We start from the raw sequence: 26,179 nt of genomic DNA on the forward strand, positions 1-26,179 counted from the left end.
AAACTTTTAGTTTTCTGATTCACGCTCTTTTCTTTTTGCTTTCATTTTAGTCGTAGCAAGTTTTCTCATATCTTCAGTTGTATCAAGTTCATCCATAATTTCTAAACCTAATAATGTTTCTAAACAATCTTCTAAAGTAACAATACCTTCTGTTTGATCATATCCATCAACAACAATAAGCATATGCCCTTTTGTTTTCGTAAAACTAGTTAATGCTTTTAAAACTGGTATACTTTCATGAATTCGTTCTACTTTTATCATAATATCCGATATTGGAACATTGGCATCTTTTATTGCGTGTTTAAAAATCTTTTTGGTTAAAACCATCCCAATTATATTATCGATAGTCCCATCATAAATAGGTAATCTTGAAAACTTATATGTTCTCTTATCTTCTAATAAATCTTTAATAAGAGTATTTTTTTCAACAGCAAATACAACACTTCTTGGTGTTAAAATATCTTTTATCTTTATACCTTTTAGATTTAAGGCATTTTCAATGATATCAGATTCCATATTATTAATCATTCCATCTTCTTCACTCAAAAGTGCTGAATGAATTAACTCTTCTCGTGAAACAGTATCACCTTCATTATTTTTACTGATTTTTCTTGTAACAAATAAAGTGAGTATTACTATAGGATATGTAATAAAAATAAAAAAACCAATCAATCTAGCAGCAAGGGGAGCTAACTCTTTCCAATAAATAGCACCTATTGTTTTTGGTATAATTTCTGCAAAGAAAAGAATTAAAAATGTCAATACAATTGAAACAAGTAGTACGAGATTACTGTCATTATCAAAAACAGTCTGAGCTTGTACACCAATAGCAGTAGCACCTAAAGTGTTTGCAAAAGTATTCAATATAAGAATAGATGAGATTGACTTATCAACATCTTTTTTAAGTTTTTTTAAAAGCGCACCAGCGGGTGGATTTACTTGTTCTAAAACAGAAATATAAGATACATTTGTTGATAACAATATTGATTCTAAAACAGAACATAAAAAAGAAACACCAATAACTAATACAAATAAAAAGATTAAATATTCCATAAACAACCTTTTCTATTTAACATCAAGTACGAGGGGGGATAGGTATCCAATTAATTACTCCATAAATTTTAAATTTGAAATATTATATCAAATTGTATATTAATAATTAGCTTAAAAGACTTTTCCTATAGAGCTTACCACTTTTCCTAAAATATCAATACCGTCTTTTGTAACAACTTGTTTAGGATATTCTTTATTATCTGAAATGATATCAAGTTCACCATCTACTCGTCTTTGAATCCTTTTAACAAATAGTCCATTTTCATTTATAAAAGCATAAATACCATCTTTTGATACATCATATTTGGTTTTATCAATAAAAATAATATTACCATTATTTAGTGTTGGTTCCATACTATCACCTGTAACATTAATAGCTTCTATATTTTTTACATTATCTCTTCCACCAATCAAGTCAACAAAAAAATCTGGCAGATCTAATTTTTCATACTCCTCTTCATTATCATAAGCACCTCCACCTGCACTTACATTGATTGTAGGAAAATATTTTATCCAATATTTATCAGTACTATCTATTAAACTACTTGGATCTTGTCCATATAACATCCAATTGATTGAAATCTTTTTTAATGCACAAAAATCTAAAATATTTGAAAAAGGAACGCTATTTCTCTTTTTCATAGTAGCAAAATTAACACTTGTTAATTCCAATGCATTTGCTATATCTTTATCAAATACTTTACCATCATTTTTTTCACTAGATAATACATCGCGAAGTTTTTCAATAATTTCATTAATATTAAACATAATTCATCCCTTTTAGATATAAATTTAATGCATTATATCACAAAAAACAAATATTTTAAGAAAAAAGATAACAAAATGCAATATTTTTTTAAAATGTAAATTTATTTTGTCATAATTTAACAGAAACTATAAAGGATGTATGATGAATACTAAATATATAAAATTTACAAAAAAAGTCGATAAATTCATATATAAATTGTGCGAAATAATTTTGTAGATATATTTATTTTGCAAATTTAAAATAATTTATAGGCAAATTAAATATTTACTAAAGCAATATTTCTATAAAATGTGGCAATTTAGTTTGAGGTAGTAGCATCAGTTACATTTTACATCTTAAAACAAAATAACATGGAGAGTAGTTTATGGAAGAAATTAATTTAGTCTCAGAAGCCTTAAAATTTATGGCTTTGGGTATGGGAATAGTTTTTTTATTTTTAACCGTTATGATTTTTGCATTAAAATTACAAGCGTTTCTAATATCAAAATTTTTTCCAATAGTTGAGAAAGAAAAAGTCGCCACATGGAAGCCTCAAAAAGCAGCTCCTACAGATGACAAAGACACTACAGCCGCTATCACAGCCGCTATTATACACTATAACAATCAAAAAGGTAAATAACAATGTCAAAAAAATATATTGATGTAATGGACACAACATTCAGAGATGGTTTTCAATCTGTATTTGGTGGTCGTGTTCTTATGAATGATTTTTTTCCAGCTGTTGAAGCTGCAAAAGATGCAGGAATTACACATTTCGAATTTGGTGGAGGAGCAAGATTCCAATCACTTTACTTCTACTTACAAGAAAATGCGTTTGAAATGATGGACAAATTTCGATCAATAGTTGGTCCTGATGCAAATTTACAAACACTTGCACGAGGTATCAATACAGTAATGTTGGATACAGGAAGTCGTGAACTAATTGATTTACATGCAAAACTATTTGCAAAACATGGAACTACTACTATTAGAAACTTTGATGCTTTAAATGATATCAATAACTTAGAATATTCAGCACAGTGTATAAAGAACCATGGTCTAAATCATGAAGCTGTAGTAACAATGATGGATTTACCTCCAAAATGTGAAGGTGCACATGATGTTGCATTTTATGAAAAAACTTTAAGACAAATTCTTGATAGTGGTTTACCATATGATTCAATCTGTTTTAAAGATGCTAGTGGAACTGCAAATCCTAATAAAGTTTATGAAACTATTAAAATGGCTAGAAAACTACTTGGGGATGACACTCATATTAGACTTCATACTCATGAAACAGCTGGTGTTTCGGTTGCAGCATATTTAGCAGCACTTGAAGCTGGTGCAGATGGAATTGATTTAGCTAATTCACCAGTAAGTGGTGGAACATCACAACCAGATATTTTAACAATGCTACATGCTACAAAAGGTACTAACTACGACTTAGGTGGATTAAGTATCGATAAGATTCTTAAATATCAAGAAACATTAAAAGACTGTTTAAGTGACTATATGATGCCACCTGAAGCAACTCAAGTTTCTCCACTTATTCCGTTCTCACCTATGCCAGGCGGAGCATTAACTGCAAATACTCAAATGATGAGAGATAATGATACTTTAGACAAATTTCCAGAAGTTATTGAGGCTATGCAAGAGGTTGTTGAAAAAGGTGGTTATGGTACTTCTGTAACTCCTGTTTCTCAATTTTACTGGCAACAAGCGTATGCAAATGTATTTTTTGGACCATGGAAACAAATTGCTCCGGGGTATGGGAAAATGGTATTAGGTTATTTTGGGAATACTCCAGTTGAACCAGATGAAGAAGTTGTTAAATTAGCTTCTGAAAAATTAAAATTAGATCCAACAAAAGAAAATCCTCTTGATATTGCGGACAAAGATGTTACAAAATCTATTGCTGCTTGGAAAGAAAGACTTGAGATCGAAGGTTTAGAAACAACAGAAGAAAATATTTTTATTGCTGCTGCTTGTGATGAGAAGGGTATTGCATTTTTAAAAGGTGATTCACCATTAAATGTAAGAAAAATAAGTGAAGAAAAAGTTGAAGAAAAAATAGAAGAAAAAGGATGTTCAAAAATGGCTGATGGTAATTATACAGTAGTAGTAGATGGAAAAAAGTTTAGTGTTCAAGTAGCAGAAGGTAATGCAGATATACAAGTTGTAGCTCCAGTTGCATCGGAAGCTCCAGTTGCAGCAGCTCCTGCAGCAACACCTACTCCAAGTGGTTCAGGTGTAGAAGTTGGTGCATCAGTAAATGGAAATGTATGGAAAATACTAGTAAATGAAGGCGATAAAGTTGAAAAAGGGCAAGTGATTGCAATTTTAGAAGCTATGAAAATGGAAATTGATATCGAAGCACCAGCTGCAGGAACTATAACTTCAATCCAAGTTAAACCTAATGATGCTGTTGAAGAGGGTCAAACTATAGCTGTAATAAGCTAATTATTATAAACTAAAGTTTGGGAGAAAATAATGAATAAAAAAATCATCTCTGTTGTTTTTATGATGTTAATATCTATTTTTAGTGTTAACTCATTTGCAAATGATGCAAAAACAACGGAAATAAGTACAGAAGAACATGAATACACTGCAAAAACATTAAGTGGATTGGTTACATCATTTTATGAAACAACAGGAATAAATGCCATTATTAATCCTAGTGATGATGTAATGACTTCAGAACCACATGCTGGAGATGAAAGAATAATGACAACTTTTGAACAAACATGGGGAAGAATCATTATGTTTTTAATAGTTGGAATATTATTTTATTTAGCAATAGCAAAAGGGTTTGAACCGCTACTGCTACTACCAATTGCATTTGGAGGATTACTAGCTAATATCCCACTTGCAAATATGGGTGGACCTCATGGAATGTTAGGAATAATATACAACATGGGAATTGCAAATGAGTTTTTCCCTCTCCTAATTTTTATGGGTGTTGGAGCTATGACTGATTTTGGTCCACTCCTTGCAAACCCTAAAACTGCTATCCTTGGTGGGGCAGCACAATTTGGAATCTTTGGTTCTTTAGTTGGAGCTGTTTACTTAGGATTTGATTTACAACAAGCATCAGCTATCTCAATCATTGGTGGAGCAGATGGTCCTACATCAATTTTTATTGCAAATAGGCTAGCACCAGAGATGTTAGGAGCTATAGCAGTTGCAGCATATAGTTATATGGCACTAGTACCTGTTATTCAACCTCCTATTATGAAAGCCTTAACAACAGAAGCAGAACGAAAAATTAAGATGCCAGCTTTAAGAAAAGTACATAAACTAGAAAAACTTTTTTTACCAATTTTAATTTTAATGATGGCTATTCTAATTTTACCTGAATCAACTCCTCTTATTGGTGCATTTGCATTTGGTAACTTTGCAAAACAATCAGGTGTTGTTGATAGACTAAGTGATACAATGCAAAATGCTCTAATTAATGTCGTGACAATATTTTTAGGATTGGGTGTAGGTTCAAAACTAGCAGCTGATAAATTTTTAGTACTTGACACAATGGGAATTATGGTTATTGGTCTTATAGCATTTAGTGCAGGTACTGCAGCTGGTGTGATTATGGCTAAAATTATGAATAAATTAAGTCCTAAAGATAAACAAATCAATCCACTTATTGGTGCTGCTGGAGTTTCTGCTGTACCAATGTCTGCGAGAGTAGTAAGTAAAGTTGGTCAAGAATATGACAAATCAAATATATTATTAATGCATGCAATGGGTCCAAATGTTGCTGGTGTTATTGGTTCAGCGGTTGCAGCCGGTGTACTATTATCGATATTTAAATAGGAAAAAAAATGTTAGAAATTAAAAACTCTCTTGGCTTAAAAAATGTAAATAAAATTTTCAGAAATATGGATAGAGAAAATCTTATAAACAACGCTATTGACCATGATGGTGCTGTTATCGCATACAATGGTGCAACAATTATAGAAACTGGTATTTTTACTGGACGAAGTCCAAAAGATAAATATTTTGTAAGTCAAGATCCATCTGAAAATTTTATCGCATGGGGTGATGTAAATAAAAAGATTTCGAAAGAAACTTATGAAGAACTTTTAGAAAAAGCAAAAGATCAACTAAGCGGTAAAGACTTATATGTTTCAGATGTATACTGTGGAGCAAGCCCAACAAGTAAAAAATCAATTCGATTTGTAACAGAGATTGCTTGGCAAGCACATTTTATTGATAATATGTTTATTATGCCTAAAACAGAAGAGTTAGATGAATTCAAGCCTGATTTTACGGTTTACAATGCTTGTAAAACAGTAAATGAAGATTGGGAAAAACACGGATTAAACTCTGAAGTTTTTGTTGTATTTAATGTAGAAGAAAATACAGCAATTATTGGTGGAACATGGTATGCAGGTGAGATGAAAAAAGGAATTTTTTCTATGATGAACTATTGGCTTCCATTAGAGGGTAAACTTCCTATGCATTGTTCTGCAAATATTGGGAAAGATGGTGATACAGCTTTATTCTTTGGATTGTCTGGAACAGGTAAAACTACACTTTCAACAGATCCAGAAAGAGCCTTAATTGGTGATGATGAACATGGTTGGGATGACGATGGTGTATTTAACTTTGAAGGTGGTTGTTATGCAAAAGTAATTAACCTAAATAAAGATACTGAACCAGAAATCTATAAAGCTATAAAAAGAGGTTCTATTTTAGAAAATGTTGTTTATGATGAAGATGATGGTGAAAAACTAGTTGACTATGATGATGGAAGTAAAACAGAAAATACTCGTGTTTCTTACCCAATTAGCTATATAGATAATTATCAAGAATCTATGATGGGGGGACATCCTACAAATATTATATTCTTAAGTGCTGATGCTTTTGGTGTACTACCTCCTGTATCTAAACTTTCAAGAGAGCAAGCAATGTATTATTTCTTAAGTGGATATACTGCAAAAGTTGCAGGAACTGAAAGAGGAATCACTGAACCAACTGCAACATTTAGTGCGTGTTTTGGTGAAGCATTTTTACCATTACACCCTACAGTTTATGCAAAACTTCTTGGTGAAAAAATTGAAAAACACAATGTAAATGTTTATCTTGTAAATACAGGATGGACTGGTGGTTCTTATGGTGTAGGGAAAAGAATGAGTATCAAAAATACAAGAGCTTGTATTAATGGTATATTGGATGGAAGTATTCAAAATAGTGAATTTGAGACATTACCATTATTCAATCTAGAAATTCCAAAAACACTCAAAGGTGTTGATACTGAAGTACTAAATCCTAGAAACACTTGGGAAGATAGAATGGAATATGATGACACTGCAAAAAAACTTGCAGGTATGTATAGAGAAAACTTCAAAAAATACTTAACTGATGATAGTAATTTTGATTTCACAGCGGCTGGTCCAGAAGCTAAACTATAATAGTATTATTAAATATATTTAAAAAAGAGAGTTTTAAAAACTCTCTTTTTTTATGGAGTAAAATTGCAAACTACAAATATCGTTTATACCCACAAATATAAATTTCACAAAGTTTATATAGAACTTACCAATATATGTGGTCTTACATGTAGCTTTTGTCCTACAAAAGAAAGTAAAACAGCTACTATGAGTTTAGAATTGTTTGAAAATATTCTAAAACAATTACAACCATACACAAAAGATATAGCACTACATGTTTTTGGAGACCCATTAACTCTTTCAAATTTAGAAAAATACTTAGATTTAGCATCCATCTATCATTTTAAAATCCATATAACAACGACTGGCTATTATTTAAATAAATTTAACTTAAATACTTTTTTACATAAAGCAATCAAACAAATTAACTTCTCTCTTAATAGTTATAATAAAAATGAGATGAAAATCTCTTTATTGGAATATTTGAATCCAATGTTCAAGCTTTGTGATTTAAAACTAAGAAATAAGATTCATAGTTTTATTAATTTTAGACTTTGGAATTTAGATACACAAAATAGTGAAAATAACTTTAATCAAGAGATATTTAAACAACTCTCCAAGAAATTTAATATTGATCTTTCAGATATCGACTATACAAAATCTAAAAGATTAGACAATCAAATTTTGATTGACTTTGACAAATATTTTAAATGGCCTAGCTTATTAGATGAAAAAGAGACCAATGGCTATTGTTATGGGCTTACTTCTCAAATTGCGATTTTATCAAATGGTAGAGTTGTTCCTTGTTGTTTAGATAGTTTTGGAATTATTAATCTAGGAAATTTAAAAAAACAAACACTAAAAGAAATCCTCTTTTCTAAAAAGTCTTTAGATATTGTACAAGGTTTTCAAAATAATATTGCAGTTGAAGAGTTATGTAAAAAATGTACTTTTAAAAATAGATTTACAAAAATATAAAATCAAAAGTATAATTAGATATAATTGTATTTATGAATAAAAAAATAAAAAAATTAGCAGTAGCATTTACAGGACCTTCAAATAGTGGTAAAACTACTTTAATAGAAAAAATATCAATAGCTTTACAAAAAGAGGATTATAAAGTTGCCATCATAAAAAATGATCCAAAAGATAAAGCAACATTTGATAAAGAAGGAAAAGATAGTTTTAGATTTTCCAAAACAGGTGCAGAGGTAGCTGTTGTATCGCCTCATAAAACAACTATATTTAAAAAACAAACTTCAAGTATAGATGAGATAATAAAATCTTTCAACCATTTTGATTTTTTATTAGTTGAGGGACTCAAAACTATTCCATTACCTCGTATTTGTATACAAAGAGAATCTTTAGATGAAAAATATTTTGAAGTGAGTGATATACTTGCTATTGATCATACTATTAACCAAAAGGATCTCCCTTTAAATATGGATACTTTGGATTTAAATGATACAAGTGCAATTATAAAGTGGATAAAAAATAACGCAAAAGAAGTATAAAGGATAGATATGAATGAAATAATAGAATCAATAAAGAAGTCAACAATTGAGATACAAAAAATCATTGAAAAAGGTGATATGGGAAAAAGTGAAGAGCAAAATGCCACTGGGGACACACAGCTTAAACTTGATATTATAAGTGATCAAGTTATAGAAAATAATTTCAAACAACTCAAATCTATAAAAAAAATAGTAAGTGAAGAGCAAGAACATATTATTAATATTAATGAAGAGGGAGAATACTTAATCGCATATGATCCACTTGATGGTAGTAGTTTAGTAGATGTAAACTTATCTGTTGGTTCTATTTATGGCATTTACAAAAACGATTTTACAGGTAAAAATATTGTTGCATCGGTTTATATAGTATTTGGACCAAGAATAGAGATGGTAATTTGTGATGGTGAAACTGTAAAACTTTATAGAATGAAAAGTAACGAAGAGTTTTATTATGTAAAAAATATTTATATGAATCCATCAGGAAATTTAAACTCACCAGGTTCGACACAAATGTGTTGGTACCCACATCATAAAAAAATGATTGATGTGATGTTTGAAGAAGATTATGAACTTACATATAGTGGAGGGATGGTTCCAGATTTACACCATATTTTAGTACGAGGGGGAGGATTATTCTCTTATCCTGGGGCTAGTGATAAACCAAAAGGAAAATTGCGTCAACTTTTCGAAGTATTTCCATTTGCACATATTTTTGAAACAGCAGGAGGTGGTGCAACTGATGGGCAAGCAAGAGTTTTAAACATAACAACTGAACATATTCATGATACATCACCTTGTTTTTTCGGTAGTAATTTAGAGATAAATAGAGTAATAGAAGCTTACAAATTATAAAATGAAAGAGATTCCTACTCAAAAAGATAAATGGCAAGTGGCACTTGACGCAGAACTTTTAATTTTAAAAAAGTGTCAATTAGAAAAGAGTTTAGATTCATGTATGAAATGTGAACACTTACTTGAATGTACGACAAGAGATAAGTACATTAAAGTAGTTTATGAAAGTATGAATAAAGGAAGTGGTGGTGGATTTGAATTTTAAAAAGTTGCCAAGTCCTTGCTTTGTATGTGAAGAAGAAAAATTAGAAAAAAATTTGATTTTATTGGGTAAAATACAAAAAGAAGCTGATGTAACAATTTTATTAGCACTCAAAGGTTTTGCAATGTATTCAACTTTTGAACTTTGTAAAAAATATCTTAAAGGGTGTTGCGCTAGTGGTTTAAATGAAGCATTACTTGCACAAAAAGAGTTTGGAGGCGAAGTCCATACCTATTCTCCGGCGTTTAAACCAGATGAGTTTGAAAAAATTACAGAAATTTCAAATCATATTATATTCAATTCTTTTAATCAATTAGAAAAATATAAAAATCAAATCAAACCTCATAATAGTATAGGTATTAGAGTAAATCCTGAATGTTCAACAGTTGATATTGATTTGTATAATCCTTGTGGGATGCATAGTAGATTAGGTATTATTAAAAATCAATTTCCCAAAAAGTTACCTAGTATAATTGAAGGTTTCCACTTTCATGCCTTATGTGAGCAAGATGTTGATGCGTTACAATTAGTACTTGATAAATTTGAAAATAATTTTTCTCATTTTTTTCATAATCTAAAATGGGTTAATTTTGGAGGTGGACATCATATAACACGAAAAGATTATAATACTAAAAAACTAATTACACTTTTACAAAATTTTAAACAAAAATATCCTCATTTAGAAATTTACTTAGAACCAGGAGAAGCGATCGGTTGGCAAACAGGTTATTTAGAAGCCACAGTATTAGATATTGTTGAAAATGGTATGAAAATTGCTATTTTAGATACAAGTGCAGAGTGTCATATGCCAGATACTTTAGCCATGCCATATCGTCCAGATATAAGAGACGCTGAAATCCCTTTCAAAAAAAAGTATACTTATAAATTAGCTGGAAATACTTGTCTTGCAGGGGATATTATAGGTGACTATTCATTTGATAGACAACTTATGATAGGCGATAAAATAATATTAGAAGATATGATTCATTATACAATGGTAAAAACAACAACTTTTAATGGAATTAACCTTCCATCAATTGCTATTAAACAAAAGAACAATGAAATAAATCTTATTCGCTATTATTCTTATGAAAGTTACAAGGATAGACTCTCTTAAATTCTATCATTTCACTCCAATAATTCTCTATATCAAATTAATTATAGATTTAATATGCTATAATTATGAAAATACAAGTAGGATATTTAATGAATGATATATTATTAAAAAAGATAGATTCTTTGCCACCGTTACCTAAAACCATAATAGAATTAGAAGAATTTAAAAAGTCTTCAAATAAAGACCTAGATATTTTACTAAAAATACTAGAACAAGATCCTCTAATAATCGCAACATTATTAAAAGTATCTAATTCTGCTATGTTCGGTTTTAATAATAAAGTAGAAAATCCAAGTAGAGCTATACATCTTTTAGGAGTAAATTTCACTTTATCTATAGCATTTGGTAGTGCAATAAAAAATGCATTTGATACAGATTTAAGAGCATATGCTATGACAGCTGATGGATTTATGAGATTGGCAAATATGTCATCAAATCTTTTAAAAGAGTGGATAGGGAAAACTGACAATCTACTAAAAGAAGAATTATTATTGCCAGCATTTTTAGCAGAAACAGGAAGATTTGTATTGGCTGGACTAGCTACAGAAAAAGGTATTGCTGACGAATTTCATAACAAAATTAAACAAAAACCACATGAAATTTCTGAAATAGAAAAAGAATATTTTGGTGCTTGCTCTACTCAAGTTACATCTTCTATTTTTAAACACTGGAATTTAAGTGAAAGTTTAGTAGAAACAATTGCACATGTTCATGATATAGACAACTGTCCTGAAAAATATAAAAAAGAAGCCCAAATTTTAAATGTAGTTACAACAATTTGTAATGTAACAAACCCAATGGCAGATAATTTTTCTGAAGAAGGAATAAGCAAAGCAAAGTCTTTTGGTTTAGAAACTAGATTTCTTGAAAAAGGGATTGAAAAACTACAAGATAGAATGCTTGATGAATAAAAGAATCAGAAGAGTTTTCTTCTAATTCTTATTTATACTCTTTATTGCCTCTTTTAAATTGTCGTTTATCTCTTTTTCATTCATTTTTCCATCAATAGTACCAGGTTTTACTTTACCTATATAAATACTTTTCACTATACCATTATTATCAACTTTATAAATAAAATATTTTAAAGCATCTGTTGTAGGTACTTGAAGAAAATTTCTAATCTTTCCATCCCTATCATAAATCCATGGAATATTTTTTTCACCTTTTAACTTTGTATTCTTTGTATGCGCTTGCCATCTTTTTATAAACCAAGGTGCATCAGAGATATTCGAAACAATTACAAATTTACCTACTGATACATTAAGCATCTTATCTAGTTTATCTGCTAGTACAATTGATTCATGATTTCCAACAAAAATGAGAATATCTTTTTTAATAATACTAGCTGCATTAAATTCTTGCTCTTCAAAACCAATTAGCTCAACTGTTTTAGGCAAGTCTTGTAAGGTTATCTCTTTTTTTTCTATTTTTTTAGGGGTATCAACTGTTAAAAATGTTAATACTATTAATGCAATAGCACTAATTAAAATAAGCTTGATTGTTGACCATATTTTCATCTTAATTCCTTTTTTGGAGTAAATCTCCAATATTACTTTTTACAGCGTTTAACTTCTCTTCTAAATAGTCTATCAACACTAATACTAGATTCTATCTCTTTATTATTTATAATACTTTCTACTAATCGTTTTGCTAGATAGGGAGCTAAAACAAATCCTCTGCCACCTACACCAGTTAAAACATATCCATTTTTAAATCGTGTAAATCTTTTACTTTCAACATGTGTACCATTGATCAAATAAGGAAACTCATCTAATGTTTTTTGACTATCAATTATACTACCTACAACAGGAAAATAGTCATTACTACAAGCTCTTGCACCAATATAATGATTTAAAACCTCAACATCTTTTAGTTCTTGTATATCATTTGCTTTTTTCAAAAGTTCATTTGTATTTTGTACGGTATTTATAATATCTTCTTTATTACGGTGATGTGTTGCACCAATAGAAACAAGGTTTTTTTCCTTGTTTAAAATCTTACTTTGAGAAATTGAACATGCCTTATGATAATTATGAGTAAATGAACTTGAAGTACTGATATCTATTCTTTGTCCCCACACACCTCTAATATTTAAATAAAATTGATCTATCAAAGAAAAATCACTACCCGTTGTAAAAATAATGTTTTGAGTTTCTATATCATTGTTTATAATCCAAACATCTTTTAAATTTTCAACACTAGTCACTTCATAATTAAATTTTTTTTCTATCATAGAAGAAGATTTAATCATTGATTCACATACATTTGAACTATCAACAACACTTCCTATAGGAAAAAAATAACCATCTTTCTCTTTTATATAAGGAAAGTCCATATATGGAATATACTCTTGGAACTTTTTTTCATCTTCTTCATTTTGAGGAATTCTAGTTGTTCCACAATTATTGATATGTAAAGGGAAGTTTTTTTGATAAAATTTCGTTGAATATTCTAATGACTTTGATACTAAATTTTTAAATAAATTTGGTTTTCCTAATAAAGGAGATAAAAAAGCACCAGCAGCTCCAGAAGCTCCTTGGGCTATACCCGAATTCTTATCTATAATAAGTATACTGTTACTATGTTTTGAAAGCTCGTATGCCGTAGAGCAACCTGAGATACCAGCACCTACGATAATATACTCATAACTCTTCATTAAGATTGTTTAACTTTTCCTATCTCATATTTAGATCCAAAATATATCGGTGTTTTTTTAGAGATATCACCATCAATTTTTAAATCTGATATATTATTTATTCCATCAATTGCTTCTCCACCAGCAAGTTCTATAATATATGCTATAGGATATGCCTCAAATACTAAATCAAATGTACCATTTGGATCTTTTGATGTTTTTGGAGAAGAGTAAAGCCCTCCCCTTTTAAATAAAATTTGATGCATATCTAATGAAAGAGAATTACTAATTCTTAATCGATATCCTTCATCAAATAAACTCTGAATAAGCGCTTTATGTTTTGCATCAAATGTGGCAACATCACCATCAGTTGAGTTGATTTTTCCTTTATTATCAAGCTTAAAAGGTTTGATATCTATAAATTTATCACCATCAAAAGAATAAAACTCTACACCTAAATCTTGTGTCGCATAAACAAGCTGAAATGTCGGTCCATAAGTCACATAAGATGCTGCTACTAAACTATGCCCTTCAATCTCTTTATCATAAACTCCAAAAATACTTCCTACTGAAAAACCAAGATCAAGTAAATCCATATTGTCAATCGAGATAAAACTCACAATATATTGTCCATCTTCATTTAATACTTCTGTTTTTTTATCATCTTGAGTTACAATAGCTTTAATACTTGGAACTGATTTAAATTCTTCTCGTGCAATTTTGTCACAAAATTCTTGTATATTCAGATTTGTTTGTGTTAAGTCATTAGGAATAACAAATTCATCATAATTTTTAAATACTCTTTTATCTATCACCTTTGCAATATTTGTTATAGCTGTAAACACATTGTTCATTTCTAAATCCTTTGGATTGGTATTAATATCTTTATGGGAATTTTAGCTAAATATTAATAATCTTATGCTGATAATTACTCTACTATCTCTATATTGTTTCGACCGTTCTCTTTTACTTTATAAAGTGCAGAATCAGCTACTTTAAAGGCTTCTGAGAAGTTAGTGTATTTATTTGGATTGAGGGTTACTCCTATAGAAACTGTTATGCTTAAATCCTCTGTTTCTGATATTTTAAATTTATATTGTTCTATATTTTTTAGTATTCTGTTAAATACTCTATATCTACTCTTCATTTTTTGTTTTGCTGATTTTTTCACTAAAACTATAAACTCTTCACCACCATATCGAATCACAATATCTTCTTCATTTACACTTCTAATCGTGTTTAATATAACACCAGCAGTTTTTTTCAAAACTAGATCACCAATATTATGGCCATAAGTATCATTTACTTTTTTAAAGTAGTCTATATCTATGACTCCTAAAATATAATTTTCTAGTTGAATACTCCCCTCTTTCTCCTGAAGATAATTCCGATTATAAACATTTGTAAGTTTATCAATATAAGCAGTTTTTTTAACTTGATGATAATTAAATGATTGGATAATTAATACAGTAAAAAATAAAAATAAAATAGCTAAAATCACTACTATTGCATTTTGCATTAATTGTATTACACTATTTATATTTTCAACTTTTTTTAATGAAAAATCTATTGCTAAAACTAACTCAACGGTGTCTTCTTTTATTATTGGAACAAGAAAACTAATAGATAAACTCTTTAAAAATTCATGCTGTATAAATCGCTCTTTTTTATCAACATAAATATCAAACCATTCTTGACTATCTACATCAAATTTCTGATTCATTAAGGCTTTTTCATCAGGATTTGAAGCATCAACTAAAAAACGAAATGTTTCATTTTTATCTTTGTATAAAAGATATGCATATTTAATATTACTTGTAATTAAAAGTTTTAGTTTTTGCTCTATACGCTTTTGTAGATTGACATTCGCTTGTATATCTTTTACATAATCATCACTTACACCCAGTAATCTTTTGATCTCTAAAGCATTGTTTTTTGTAATGGAAAAGACATCTGAAGTTGATATCTCAAGCATATTTTTTTCTATTTTTTGTTCTAAATTAATTGTTTCGTACAATAAAAAAAATAAAATAAATGCAATTAAAAATGAAACAAATACTTTCAATTTTGAACTATATAAGAATTTTATAGTACTCATTATATATCTTCTATAAATTGTTTATAACTATTTGGCAACGATATTAACATCTTATCAAGTCTCTTTTTTATAAATACTATATTGGGTCTACTTTTACTCCAAAAAAATGCACCAAAATAATCTTTATTATTTAAAAGTTTTTTATAATTATTTGTAAAATATAATTTACCTGATTTATTTTTGCAAAGAGAGTCTTTTGTAATATTCTTTTTCACAAAGATAAAATTTGCTTCTTCACAATTATTAGATAAAGTAAACAACTTCGAATAAAATTTGACTTCACTTTTTGTTATTTTAGGGATAAATAAAACCACTTTTTGTTTTACAGTTATATTTGTTATTTTTTTAATAATTTTAGATTCGAGTTCCATCTCTTTATCATATTTATTAACCAAAAAAGTATATGTATCGGAATAAGACAAAGAGAAAAGTGCAATAATTAAAATTAAATTTCTCATTAAAATACCCATTTCACAGATAATGAAAGCGTTCTACCAAAGTCATCTAAAGAAAAATTTTCATTTTTTTGTCCATCAAAAAACAATGATTCTGTAGACTCTTTTAATAGATTTTCACCTTTGAGACTAAAGCTCAAATCTTTTGTATAGTAATATGTTGCTCCTAAGTTTAAATCGAAACTATCATCAACTACAACATGATTTATACCATTAGTTGGTTTAAAACTATATCCCTCTTTATAAATAATAGAAGCAAAATATTCAAATGAAGAATATCTTCCCATAAATTTAATATACCCACCATCTTCAGTATTATTTGATGTTTCACTAGTTTTTGTCATATAATAATTAATTGTGACATCATTTTGCTCGGATATATTATATTTATAATTAAACATCAATCCTTCAGTTTGGATTTGATGATCAATATTTATAAAACCCGGAACAAACGGATTGTTCAAATAATAAATAAAATCATCAATTTTTACATTGTGATAAGTTATTCCAAGTTTTGATTTCTCAGTTGTGAAAACAGCCTCAGTAACAAAAAACTTATATTGTTGCGTTTGTATGTTTTTATTAGTTTTTGATACAAAATCTACATTATAAAAAGTTGGGGGCAAATAGGTTTTAGTATAAAATGATTTTATACCAAAATTACGAAATGGTGTATAGATAAAGCCAATTCTATACATCTCTTCATTTTCATCTTCTAAATAATCGTCTCTCTTGTATTTATCATATTTTAAATTACCGATTAGCATAAAATCATTATTTATTTTTAATTCATCTTCTAATGTAAAAGAATATGTCGTCTCTTTTTTTGTATTTCGTGAAGTTACTATTTTACTATTTTTGATCTTGTATGTTTTATTTTTTATATGAAATGATGTCAAAAGTTTATTACTTCCCAAATTTAACTTTTTAGAGATATATCCAGTTGTTTTTGTAAATTTGAGATTTTCTTGATATTCTTGAAGTGTATTTCCATTTGCAGCAGGTATAGGAAGAAGTTCATCATCTTCTTCTTCATGTTCTCTTGTATTAATAGTATAAGATGCACCGATTTTAAGGGATTTGTCTTCTAATAAATATTTACTAAAATTTATAAAATAATCTTGTGTTTTTATTTCCCCTTGTTGAGGAACAACATCTTTTGAAAGTCCCATATAATTATCTTTTTGTATATCGACATAAGAAAGATTTATTTTTGTGGTATCATTAGTCAAATCTATATAAAAATATCTACTTTTCATATCGTTTTTTAGCTTTTGATTTTTATAGCTATTGTCATCTTTTGTTGTACTTTGATTTAGAAAAAGTAGATAAGACCAATCATTCGTAAAAACATCAGAATGGGTTAGACTTTGACTCAATGAATTATTATTTGAAAATATTGTTTTTAGTTCTGTAGAGTTTTCTTTATTTGCAGATTTTGTATATACTCTTATAAAATATATGCCTGTTTCACTCCCAAGAGAAAAAGAGCTATCCCCATAATATACTTCAATATAATCAACAAAGTCTAAAGGCATTTCACCCCAAGATGTTGCAAATGATTGAGTATGGATAGAACTTACCTCTTGATCATTAATATACAACCTAAAAAATCCACTTAATGTTGCTTTTGTGGTTGCTAAAGAAGGAGTTGAAATACCATAGCGATTTTTATTAAGATTTAAAAGAGGTAACTCTTTTAATACATCACTTAACTTATTGTGTTGCATTAAGCGGAGTTCTTTTTGTGAATAAACGATAACATTGCCTATTTTTTCATCCACTGTTTTTAAAGAATTAGCTGAGTTGTCTTTGTACTCTTTTAATAATTCATTTAATGAGTTAGCAAAAATAACATTGACTATGAGAATAAGAAAAGCTAATACTTTCACCTATAACCTTTGAACTATAAAATATAGAAATTATATAGTTTTTTCGCTAAATATTATTCATATCTCAAAAAGAAAATATTTTTTTTCAATATAAGACCTACTATATAATACTTCAAAAGGTTCATAAACTCTATTTAATCAAATAACTTACAATCTTTCTTACTCTAGGAACAACTAAAAAAATTGTAGGAAATGCTACTAAAAAAGCTTTCCAATAAGCTTCTATCCACATTTTAAAAATTCCATCTATAAATCCTACATTGATAAATGTCACAATTAAACTCATAAACCCAGACATAAACAGTGCCATCAAAAATGCAAATAATACAAACTCATATTTTTTATTTATCACTCAACTTTTCCTCTCTCATACAATTTTCTCAATAATCTATCTAATGGGTACATAAACTTATAAATTGCTGGAACAACAAGAAGTGTCAATACAGTTGAACTTATAAGCCCTCCAATAATAGCCAACGCCATAGGTGCATTTGATTCACTTCCTGCACCAGTACCAAAAGCTAGAGGAATCATTGCTCCAATCATTGCAAATGTTGTCATCAAAATTGGTCTTAATCTTTTTTCACCAGCTTCTAACAATGCTTCATCTACACTTTTTCCATCTTGTATAGCTTTATTTGCAAAATCAACTACTAAAATCGCATTTTTCCCAACCATACCTAAAAGTAATATTATACCAATCATTACAAACAAACTAAAACTATTACCTGTAAGATAAAGAGCTACAATTACTCCTGTAAATGATAAAGGCATAGAGATCATAATAATAAATGGTTGAATCAATGACTCATACAATGCAGCTAAAATAAGATAAATAAGAATAACAGCCAACAAGACAGCTCCAGCAAATGCAGCATTTGTATCTGCCATATTTTCTACATCTCCTGTATATCTGTAGTTATACCCTTTTGGTAAAAGTGATGTTATCTCTTTATCAATTGAAGCTACAACATTATTTAAACTGTCTCCAAAAAGTCCTCCTGTTACAAGCACTTTTCGCTCTCTATCAAATCTATTAATCGATGCTGTGCTTTTTGTTTCTTCAAAATTCACAATACCCTCTAAAGATACTAAATCACCATTGGTACTTCTCACCTGAAGTTTTTTCATATCATCGATACTTTTTCTATACTGATCATCAAATCGAAGTGTAATATCAAACTGACGACCTTTCTCTTCATAAAATGAGATAGCTTCTGTACTAGAATAGGCACTGCCTAAAATACCTGCTATCTCACTAGCACTCACACCAACTTTTTGTGCATTTTGTCTTTTGATGTCAATTTTTATCTCTGGTTTTCCAGATTCATAATCTCTATCAATATTTGTCACACCATTAGTATGAGAAAGCATTGTCATAATTTTTTGGGTAGTTTCGTTTAAAATATCCAAATCATCACCTGTCACTACTATTTGAATAGGAGCGTTTGAACTACCCGTATCAAAAGGTGGTAAATCTTCAACAGTTATGACCATATTATTATAGTTTTTAAATTGATTTGTATATTTAATTACCATATCTTCTTGAGAGATTCCAGCTCTTTGTTCTTTTGGTTTCATTTTTACATATATTTTTGCCTTATGAATCTCTTTTGCGCTATTGTACCCAATCGACAAAACACTGTACTCAACTGCTGGATCTTGTTCAATCTTTTCTAAGAGTGGTTGCACATCTTTTTTCATATTTTCAATATTGGTTCCAACTGGTGCTTTTACAAATACTTGAAATTCACTATTGTCTTCCATTGGCATAAAATCCATACCAACAGTAAGTTTTGTAGAAGCAACTAAAAGTCCAATAGTTACAATAATAGTAATAACTTTAAATCTTAGCAAAGGCTTTAGTATGGCAACATAGATTTTATCTATTTTTACAAAAAATGGTTCTGTAAAATAATAAAACTTACTCTGTTTAGCACTTAATATTCTAGCTCCAATAGTTGGAATAAACATAACAGCAACAAAATATGATATCACAATACCAGCAGCTACAGTCATTGCAAAAGAGTTAAAAAACATCCCCACAATTCCATCCATAAAAGCAACAGGAATAAAAACAGCTAACAACACAGAAGAGATAGCCAAAATTGAAAAAGCAACTTCTTTTATCCCCTCAAAAGATGCTTTTAAAGGATTCATCCCCTCTTCTAGTTTTTTCGTAATATTTTCAATCACAACAATAGCATCATCAATAAATATTCCAATAGCTAAGGTAAGCCCTATGAGAGTTAATCGATTTAAATCATATCCCATCCAATCAATAATTGCAAATGTTCCAATAATAGAAGTTGGAATCGCTAAAGCTGAAGTTATAGTAGCCGTAGCATTTCTTAAAAAGAAAAATACAATAATAATAGCAAGAATCGAACCATAAATAAGATCAAAAGTTACATTGTTTATATTTACCAAAATTTTATCACTTTGGTCTTGCAACAATTGCAATTCGTAATCAACTCCTGCAATTTCGGTAAGTGTTGGCATGATTTTTTTTACATTATTAATAATATTAAGAACATTTTCACCAGATATTTTTTTAACCTCCAACATCACCCCTTGGTTGCCGTTAAAGGATGAAAAACTACTTGTATCACTTAATCCATCTTCAATTTTAGCTATATCTTTAAGTTTCAAACCAGGTTTAATAAGTATATTTTGTAGTTGTTCTACGCTTAATGCATCTGCTTTTACTTTGACAATTAACTCTTGTTGATTATTAATAAGTTTTCCAGCACCTTGCGAGATATTTTGTGAAGTAATAATATTTTGCAATTCTGAAGTTGTCAAGTTATATTTGTTGAGTAAAAAAGGATTGAGATATATCCGTATCTCTCTATCTTGAAATCCTATAATATTTACTTCACCTACCCCTTGAATTCTTTGGAGTTTTGGTTTGAGCTTTTCATCTGCTAACCTCATCAAAGCAGTTGTATCATTATTTTTTGTTGCAACAAACAAACTAATAACTGCACCACTTGCACCTAGTTTTTTTACTGAAGGTTTTTCTGTTTCATCAGGTAAGATAAGGCTTCCTATTTTATCTCGAACATCGTTTGTTGCAATATCTAAATCTTTGAAAAGTTCAAACTGAATAGTTACAACACTCAATCCCTCATAACTTGTAGACATAAGTTTATCAATCCCATCGATTCCACTTACTACCTCTTCAATTTTATCAGTTACTTTAGTTTCAACTGTACTTGCATCTGCCCCGTTGTATTGAGTTTGGATAGTTACAACTGGAAAATCAACATTTGGGAAAAGATTGATTGGCATAGTTTTATATGACATCATTCCAAAAACAATAAATGTCAAAACAGCCATCAAAGTTGTAATAGGTCTATTTATAGCAAATTTATACATCTTTATTCTCTTGTTTTAGTAATATAGCCATCACCAAATAAACCTACAACGATATCATCAACCAAAACCTCAGCTTTAATTTTTCTTGTTTGTGTATTTGCGTATGGATATACTTTTGATATGATACCACTATATTCACTTGTATCACCATCTAATTTATAAGTATACAAATCTCCTACTTTTACTTTACTATGATATTTTTGATCAAATTGGAGTATCAATTTTCTTTTATGAATACTCTGTAAAGTAAAGGATGCCTTTGGTTGTTGTGCACTTACTACATCTCCAAGTTCTATCTCTTTTGATATAATAAGGGCATCAAATGGTGCTCTTAAAACTGTTTTAGCTAATATCTCTTGTTGATATTTTACTTGAGCGGCTGCACTTTTATATATCTTTTCATAGTTATCAAATTGTGCTCGATCAATTATATTTTTAAGTTTTACTTGCCTATCATAATCTTTTTTTACATACTTAAGAGTAGTTTGATGTATATGAAGCATTGCTTTAATATCATCATTTTTTATTTTTGCTAACTGATCATTTTTTTTAACCACAGAACCTATATCAACACCGATTTTATCAATAATTCCACTACTCACAAAAGCGACATCTGCACTTTGAAAAGCTGCCACATCAAAAGTAGCATAAATAGGATTTGCAACGACACTAACGGCCCAGAAGAAACTACTCATTATTATTTTTTTCATAAAATATCCTATCAATTTATATTTTCTATAAAATAGTTCCAATTATAGCAAAATTAGATTATAAATAATATCCTTGTAATAAGTATCTCTTAATCTAATTGTGTTATATTATAAAAAACATAGGTTTACAAATGGAAACAAAACAACATAACATTGCACTGTGTTTAGGTGGTGGTGGAGTTCTTGGAGCATATCATATAGGTGTTTTAAAAGCTATCGATGAACTAAATATTGAGATAAACTTTATCTCAGGTACTAGTGTTGGCTCTCTTATAGGTGCTTTATATTGTGCGGGTTTATCTGCAAAAAATATTGAAAAAATAGCGCTCGATACAAAATGGAATGATTTTTATAAGGTTTCACTTTCTAAGTTAGGTTTACTGTCAAACGAGAAGGTTGGTCACTTTATTCAAACCCACACAAATATCTGTACATTTAAAGATCTTAGCATACCTTTTAGAGTTGTAACAACCAATATTGTTACGGGGAAAAAAGTTGTTTTAAAAAAAGGAAATCTACTGAAAGCTATTCGAGCAAGTTGTAGCATTCCAGGGATTTTTATACCTGTAAATATTAAAAACACGATGCTAGTAGATGGTGGTATAGTTGATAATGTTCCTATCTCTGTTGCCAAAGAGTTTGGATCAAATTACATTATTGCAGTTGACTTAAATTCAAAACATTCATACAAAAAACCAAAAAATGTTATAGAGGTTTTATTGAATAGCTTTGAGTTCCTTTCAAAGCAAGCAACATCAATTCATCTTGACACAGCAAATCTTTTGTTACAACCAAATTTAGAAGAATATAATTGTATCAATACAGATCAAATTAGAAGATTAATTCAAAAAGGATATAAGGAATCTTTAGCCACATTGAAAAAAGCAAGTATACCTAAATAAGTAGTAATTATATGGCAGAGAAGAAGGGATTCGAACCCTCGTTTGCTTTCACAAAACTTCGCTTCCAACGAAGCACCTTCGGCCACTCAGACACTTCTCTACAATAAAATGGAAGTATAACTAAAAATTGTAAAAAACATCTAATTTTACAATTTATTTTTCAATAATCCTATAAATTTTGCATATCCAAACTCTTTCAATGTTAAATGAAACAATACAAAACCACTCAAGCTACTAGCAAGAGCAAGTCCTACAATACCATAAGGTTTGATCAACACTAATGATAAAACAATATTCCAACTTAACGAATACATAGTAATCTTTGCAGCTAGCCCTTGTTTTTCATGTGAATATAACCAAAGTGAAAATATTTTTGCTAAACCAAAAGGTAAAAGTCCTACAAGATACATAGTAAGAACAATAGCAGTTTGAGTTGTATCAGAACTTTCAAATGCACCTCTTTCAAATAATAAATAAACAATAAATTCATCAAAAACAATACCAATAAAAGTAGCTAAACCTAAAAGTCCTAGTAATATAAAAAAAGCTTTTCTTAAATACTGTAAAGCTTTTTTTTCATCATTATTTTTAATAGACTTTGCAATTGTAGGAAATAATGCAACAGATGTAGCAATTGCAAATAATGCTAAAGGTAATTGAAACACTCTATTTGCATAATAAAGGTAACTAATACTTCCTGAAAGTAAAAAACTAGCTAACCAAGTATCTAAAAATGCAGCAATATGTGATGCACTACTTCCAAAAACAGCAGGATAAAATTGTTTATAAAACTTACTTTGTTTTATATCTCTTTTTTTCTTTTTTATATTTGTAGTAAAAAATTTAATATTAAGTTTTCTAATTGCATATAAGTGTACAAGAACTTGTAAAACTCCACCAACAACAACACCCCAGCTCATATAATATACGATTTGACTAGATTCTAAATTTTGAGATAAAAGAAGTGAACCTATTAAAGAGATATTTAATAGTGCGGTAGAAAATGCTGTTGTTGTAAAATGATTTTTGTACTGTAAAAGAGCTGCTAAAAATGTCACCACAAATATCAAAGGTAAATAGTAAAAACAAATAGCAACTAGTGGTGAAGCCAATACAACCATATCTTGACTAAACCCAATCGCAATAACCTTTGTAAAAAATGATGAAAATATTGTTACTATAAAACTTAGTAACATAATAAAAGCTAAAAATTGTAAAAAAATGATCGTGCTAAAACTTACTTTATGGTTATTTTTAGCATATGCAGGTATAAATACTTGTGTAAACGCACCTTCTGCAAATATTCTTCTAAATAAATTTGGCAGCTTAAATGCGACAAAAAATATATCACTATATATATTTGCCCCAAGAATTGAAGCAGTTAAAAGATCCCTTAAAAAACCCAAAATTCTCGAAACCAAAATACCTGCACTGTTTGTGAATATGTGTTTTAAAATAATAGATACCTTTATAAATTTTAAAAGTATTATAGTAAATATTTGTTTATAACTTGATATTTAATCAAGTTTTCCCAAGAGTGGTTAAGTTATCTTTTGTTATTATCTTATTTAAACATATAAAGGAAACAAATGAAGAAACTTTTACTTATACTTTTAAGTATTGCTACAGTATATGCTGCAAATCCTATTGCAGTACTCGAAACAACAAAAGGAAATATAGAAATAGAATTAAGACCAGATCTTGCTCCAAAAACAGTGGAAAATTTTACTACTCATATCAAAAATGGATACTATAATGGTCTTATTTTTCACAGAATTATAAAAAACTTTATGATACAAGGTGGTGATCCTACAGGCACTGGAAGAGGTGGTGAATCTATATGGGGTGGAAAGTTCAAAGATGAATTTAATTCAAAAGCGATGTTCAATAAAAAAGGTGTTTTAGCTATGGCAAATGCAGGTCCAAATACAAATGGTAGTCAATTTTTTATTACAACAGTTGCAACTCCATGGTTAAATGGCAAACATACTATTTTTGGATATGTAAAAGATGATAATAGTCTAAACTCAGTACGAAAACTAGAAAATGTTCCTACAAACGGAAGATACCAAGGAAATCGTCCACAAGAAGATGTAAAAATCATAAAAGCATATATAAAATAAAAAGTATACTTTAGAGATGATCTCTAAAGTATACCTCTAACTAAAATATAAATTGAATAATTAAAGGTAAAAATACCGCCGTAAGTATTCCTCCTATCCCCATAGCTAAAGCAGAAAATGCAGCTGCTTTCTCACTAATTTCAATCGCTCTAGCAGTTCCAATTCCATGAGAGATAAGACCAAGTGCAAATCCTTTTGATGTATCATGTTTAATATTCATAAATTTAAATAAAGCAGTACCAAATAACGCTCCAATGATACCTGTAATAATCACAAAACCAACAGCAAGAGATGGGATAGCTCCTATTTGTTCTGATGTTATAATAGCTATTGGAGCAGTTATAGATTTGGTAGTCATAGATAAAATAGTTGGTAACTCAGCACCTAAAACCCATAATAATCCTACTGCAATTAAAATTGAAAAAACTCCCGCAACAACCAAAGTTACTAAAATAGGAACAAATAAAGATTTGATATATTTTAAATTTTTATATAAAGGAAGAGCCAAAGCTACCGTAGCTGGTCCTAAAAAAAAATGTATAATCTCTACACCCTTAAAATACTCTGCATATGAAGTATCAGTAAAAACAATAATACTTATTATAAATAAGTATGAAATAATAATTGGTTGCAACAATGTTTGTTTATTGAACTTTTCATACACTATAATACCTATTTTAAAAGACCCAAGAGTTAAAAGAAGCCAAGTTAATGGTGTTGATGAAATATATTCAATTAAAGCATCAATATTCATTTTTTTCTCTCTTGTCTAATAGTAAGTATATCCATTAATTTTGCACTAAACATCAAAGCTACAATCGTACCAATAACAAGAGAAACTAAAATTGCCCAAAACTCTTTTGAAATAATATCAACTTGAGTGATAATTCCCATCGCAGCAGGTATAAATAGAAGTGGTAAATATCGTAAATGAATTGAAACAGCATTATCAAGACTAGCAAAACTACTCTTCTTAATCATAAGAAAAAGTAGTAATAATACCATTCCAATAACAGGACCAGGAACTAAAAGAGAAAATAACTTAGCAATACATTCTCCTAAAAATTGAAAACTTAAAAGAGTTATAATTCCTTTTAACACATT

Annotated in this window: 26 protein-coding genes and 1 tRNA gene; 12 read left to right on the plus strand and 15 right to left on the minus strand. The window is 29.0% G+C overall.

Annotated features, from left to right (window positions below):
• Window positions 1–6: 6 nt before the first annotated feature.
• Both ACMCMH_RS02235 and ACMCMH_RS02240 read right to left on the minus strand, forming a co-directional pair.
• On the minus strand, window positions 7–1,053 hold the full coding sequence (locus ACMCMH_RS02235) for a CNNM domain-containing protein (protein WP_412726660.1): 1,047 nt from the start codon (window positions 1,051–1,053) through the stop codon (window positions 7–9).
• Between the two features lie 111 nt (window positions 1,054–1,164).
• Window positions 1,165–1,821, minus strand: coding sequence for a helix-turn-helix transcriptional regulator (locus tag ACMCMH_RS02240; RefSeq protein WP_412726662.1), 657 nt, complete (start codon window positions 1,819–1,821; stop codon window positions 1,165–1,167).
• Window positions 1,822–2,186: 365 nt separating this feature from the next.
• Between ACMCMH_RS02240 and ACMCMH_RS02245 the strand changes: the two genes are divergently transcribed.
• The 10 genes from ACMCMH_RS02245 (at window position 2,187) to ACMCMH_RS02290 (ending at window position 11,790) form a co-directional block, all read left to right on the plus strand.
• A complete protein-coding gene (locus ACMCMH_RS02245; protein ID WP_412726664.1) occupies window positions 2,187–2,441 on the plus strand; it encodes an OadG family protein in 255 nt (84 codons plus the stop codon).
• 2 nt (window positions 2,442–2,443) lie between these two features.
• A complete protein-coding gene (locus ACMCMH_RS02250; RefSeq protein ID WP_412726666.1) occupies window positions 2,444–4,261 on the plus strand; it encodes a biotin/lipoyl-containing protein in 1,818 nt (605 codons plus the stop codon).
• A gap of 30 nt (window positions 4,262–4,291) precedes the next feature.
• Window positions 4,292–5,614 carry a sodium ion-translocating decarboxylase subunit beta gene (locus tag ACMCMH_RS02255; protein WP_412726668.1) on the plus strand — a complete coding sequence of 441 codons (1,323 nt, stop codon included), beginning with the start codon at window positions 4,292–4,294 and terminating at the stop codon, window positions 5,612–5,614.
• Window positions 5,615–5,622: 8 nt separating this feature from the next.
• A complete protein-coding gene (gene pckA, locus ACMCMH_RS02260; RefSeq protein ID WP_412726670.1) occupies window positions 5,623–7,215 on the plus strand; it encodes a phosphoenolpyruvate carboxykinase (ATP) in 1,593 nt (530 codons plus the stop codon).
• A gap of 63 nt (window positions 7,216–7,278) precedes the next feature.
• A complete protein-coding gene (locus ACMCMH_RS02265; RefSeq protein WP_412726672.1) occupies window positions 7,279–8,172 on the plus strand; it encodes a radical SAM/SPASM domain-containing protein in 894 nt (297 codons plus the stop codon).
• Window positions 8,173–8,204: 32 nt separating this feature from the next.
• Window positions 8,205–8,708: a molybdopterin-guanine dinucleotide biosynthesis protein B gene (gene mobB, locus ACMCMH_RS02270; protein ID WP_412726674.1), complete on the plus strand. Its 504-nt coding sequence runs from the start codon at window positions 8,205–8,207 to the stop codon at window positions 8,706–8,708.
• Window positions 8,709–8,717: 9 nt separating this feature from the next.
• Window positions 8,718–9,560: a class 1 fructose-bisphosphatase gene (locus ACMCMH_RS02275; protein WP_412726676.1), complete on the plus strand. Its 843-nt coding sequence runs from the start codon at window positions 8,718–8,720 to the stop codon at window positions 9,558–9,560.
• A 1-nt stretch (window position 9,561) separates the two neighbouring features.
• Entirely contained in the window at window positions 9,562–9,765 is a 204-nt protein-coding gene (locus tag ACMCMH_RS02280; protein ID WP_412726678.1) for a hypothetical protein, read from the plus strand.
• The gene (gene nspC / locus ACMCMH_RS02285) at window positions 9,746–10,879 is read left to right on the plus strand and encodes a carboxynorspermidine decarboxylase (RefSeq protein WP_412726680.1); all 1,134 of its coding nucleotides are present in this window, start codon (window positions 9,746–9,748) and stop codon (window positions 10,877–10,879) included. The genes ACMCMH_RS02280 and nspC overlap by 20 nt, the downstream gene beginning before the upstream one ends.
• A gap of 89 nt (window positions 10,880–10,968) precedes the next feature.
• On the plus strand, window positions 10,969–11,790 hold the full coding sequence (locus ACMCMH_RS02290; protein WP_412726682.1) for an HDOD domain-containing protein: 822 nt from the start codon (window positions 10,969–10,971) through the stop codon (window positions 11,788–11,790).
• 21 nt (window positions 11,791–11,811) lie between these two features.
• Here ACMCMH_RS02290 and ACMCMH_RS02295 read toward each other — a convergent pair whose 3' ends face one another.
• The 9 genes from ACMCMH_RS02295 to ACMCMH_RS02335 all read right to left on the minus strand — a co-directional run bounded on the left by ACMCMH_RS02295 (window position 11,812) and on the right by ACMCMH_RS02335 (window position 22,050).
• Window positions 11,812–12,396 carry a hypothetical protein gene (locus ACMCMH_RS02295; RefSeq protein ID WP_412726684.1) on the minus strand — a complete coding sequence of 195 codons (585 nt, stop codon included), beginning with the start codon at window positions 12,394–12,396 and terminating at the stop codon, window positions 11,812–11,814.
• Window positions 12,397–12,428: 32 nt separating this feature from the next.
• Window positions 12,429–13,535, minus strand: a complete 1,107-nt coding sequence (locus tag ACMCMH_RS02300) for an FAD-dependent oxidoreductase (RefSeq protein ID WP_412726686.1) — start codon at window positions 13,533–13,535, stop codon at window positions 12,429–12,431.
• Window positions 13,535–14,368, minus strand: coding sequence for a fructose-bisphosphatase class I (locus ACMCMH_RS02305; RefSeq protein ID WP_412726688.1), 834 nt, complete (start codon window positions 14,366–14,368; stop codon window positions 13,535–13,537). Before ACMCMH_RS02305 ends, ACMCMH_RS02300 begins: the two co-directional genes overlap by 1 nt.
• Before the next feature lie 74 nt (window positions 14,369–14,442).
• The gene (locus tag ACMCMH_RS02310) at window positions 14,443–15,612 is read right to left on the minus strand and encodes a GGDEF domain-containing protein (RefSeq protein ID WP_412726690.1); all 1,170 of its coding nucleotides are present in this window, start codon (window positions 15,610–15,612) and stop codon (window positions 14,443–14,445) included.
• Window positions 15,612–16,070, minus strand: a complete 459-nt coding sequence (locus ACMCMH_RS02315) for a hypothetical protein (RefSeq protein WP_412726692.1) — start codon at window positions 16,068–16,070, stop codon at window positions 15,612–15,614. The genes ACMCMH_RS02310 and ACMCMH_RS02315 overlap by 1 nt, the downstream gene beginning before the upstream one ends.
• Window positions 16,070–17,959: a TonB-dependent receptor plug domain-containing protein gene (locus tag ACMCMH_RS02320; protein WP_412726694.1), complete on the minus strand. Its 1,890-nt coding sequence runs from the start codon at window positions 17,957–17,959 to the stop codon at window positions 16,070–16,072. Before ACMCMH_RS02320 ends, ACMCMH_RS02315 begins: the two co-directional genes overlap by 1 nt.
• Window positions 17,960–18,089: 130 nt before the next feature.
• Window positions 18,090–18,311 (minus strand): DUF2798 domain-containing protein, encoded by a 222-nt coding sequence (locus ACMCMH_RS02325; RefSeq protein WP_412726696.1) that lies wholly within the window; start codon window positions 18,309–18,311, stop codon window positions 18,090–18,092.
• A complete protein-coding gene (locus tag ACMCMH_RS02330) occupies window positions 18,308–21,340 on the minus strand; it encodes an efflux RND transporter permease subunit (protein WP_412726698.1) in 3,033 nt (1,010 codons plus the stop codon). The genes ACMCMH_RS02325 and ACMCMH_RS02330 overlap by 4 nt, the downstream gene beginning before the upstream one ends.
• A gap of 2 nt (window positions 21,341–21,342) precedes the next feature.
• The gene (locus ACMCMH_RS02335; RefSeq protein WP_412726700.1) at window positions 21,343–22,050 is read right to left on the minus strand and encodes an efflux RND transporter periplasmic adaptor subunit; all 708 of its coding nucleotides are present in this window, start codon (window positions 22,048–22,050) and stop codon (window positions 21,343–21,345) included.
• Between the two features lie 131 nt (window positions 22,051–22,181).
• Here ACMCMH_RS02335 and ACMCMH_RS02340 point away from each other — a divergent pair, with 131 nt between their 5' ends.
• Window positions 22,182–22,952 (plus strand): patatin-like phospholipase family protein, encoded by a 771-nt coding sequence (locus ACMCMH_RS02340; RefSeq protein ID WP_412726702.1) that lies wholly within the window; start codon window positions 22,182–22,184, stop codon window positions 22,950–22,952.
• A gap of 12 nt (window positions 22,953–22,964) precedes the next feature.
• Here ACMCMH_RS02340 and ACMCMH_RS02345 read toward each other — a convergent pair.
• A tRNA-Ser gene (locus tag ACMCMH_RS02345) sits at window positions 22,965–23,052 on the minus strand.
• 46 nt (window positions 23,053–23,098) lie between these two features.
• Window positions 23,099–24,469, minus strand: coding sequence for a murein biosynthesis integral membrane protein MurJ (murJ, locus tag ACMCMH_RS02350; RefSeq protein ID WP_412727994.1), 1,371 nt, complete (start codon window positions 24,467–24,469; stop codon window positions 23,099–23,101).
• Window positions 24,470–24,541: 72 nt separating this feature from the next.
• Here murJ and ACMCMH_RS02355 point away from each other — a divergent pair, with 72 nt between their 5' ends.
• Window positions 24,542–25,075, plus strand: coding sequence for a peptidylprolyl isomerase (locus tag ACMCMH_RS02355; RefSeq protein WP_412726704.1), 534 nt, complete (start codon window positions 24,542–24,544; stop codon window positions 25,073–25,075).
• Between the two features lie 40 nt (window positions 25,076–25,115).
• On the opposite strand, the gene ACMCMH_RS02360 is transcribed toward ACMCMH_RS02355, so the two are convergent.
• Complete coding sequence (locus ACMCMH_RS02360; RefSeq protein ID WP_412726706.1) at window positions 25,116–25,829, minus strand: LrgB family protein; 714 nt, start codon at window positions 25,827–25,829, stop codon at window positions 25,116–25,118.
• Window positions 25,826–26,176 carry a CidA/LrgA family protein gene (locus tag ACMCMH_RS02365; protein WP_412726708.1) on the minus strand — a complete coding sequence of 117 codons (351 nt, stop codon included), beginning with the start codon at window positions 26,174–26,176 and terminating at the stop codon, window positions 25,826–25,828. Before ACMCMH_RS02365 ends, ACMCMH_RS02360 begins: the two co-directional genes overlap by 4 nt.
• Window positions 26,177–26,179: the final 3 nt, after the last annotated feature.

Source organism: Arcobacter sp. 15-2 (assembly GCF_047159865.1).
In the GTDB taxonomy this organism is placed as follows: domain Bacteria; phylum Campylobacterota; class Campylobacteria; order Campylobacterales; family Arcobacteraceae; genus JAIOSF01.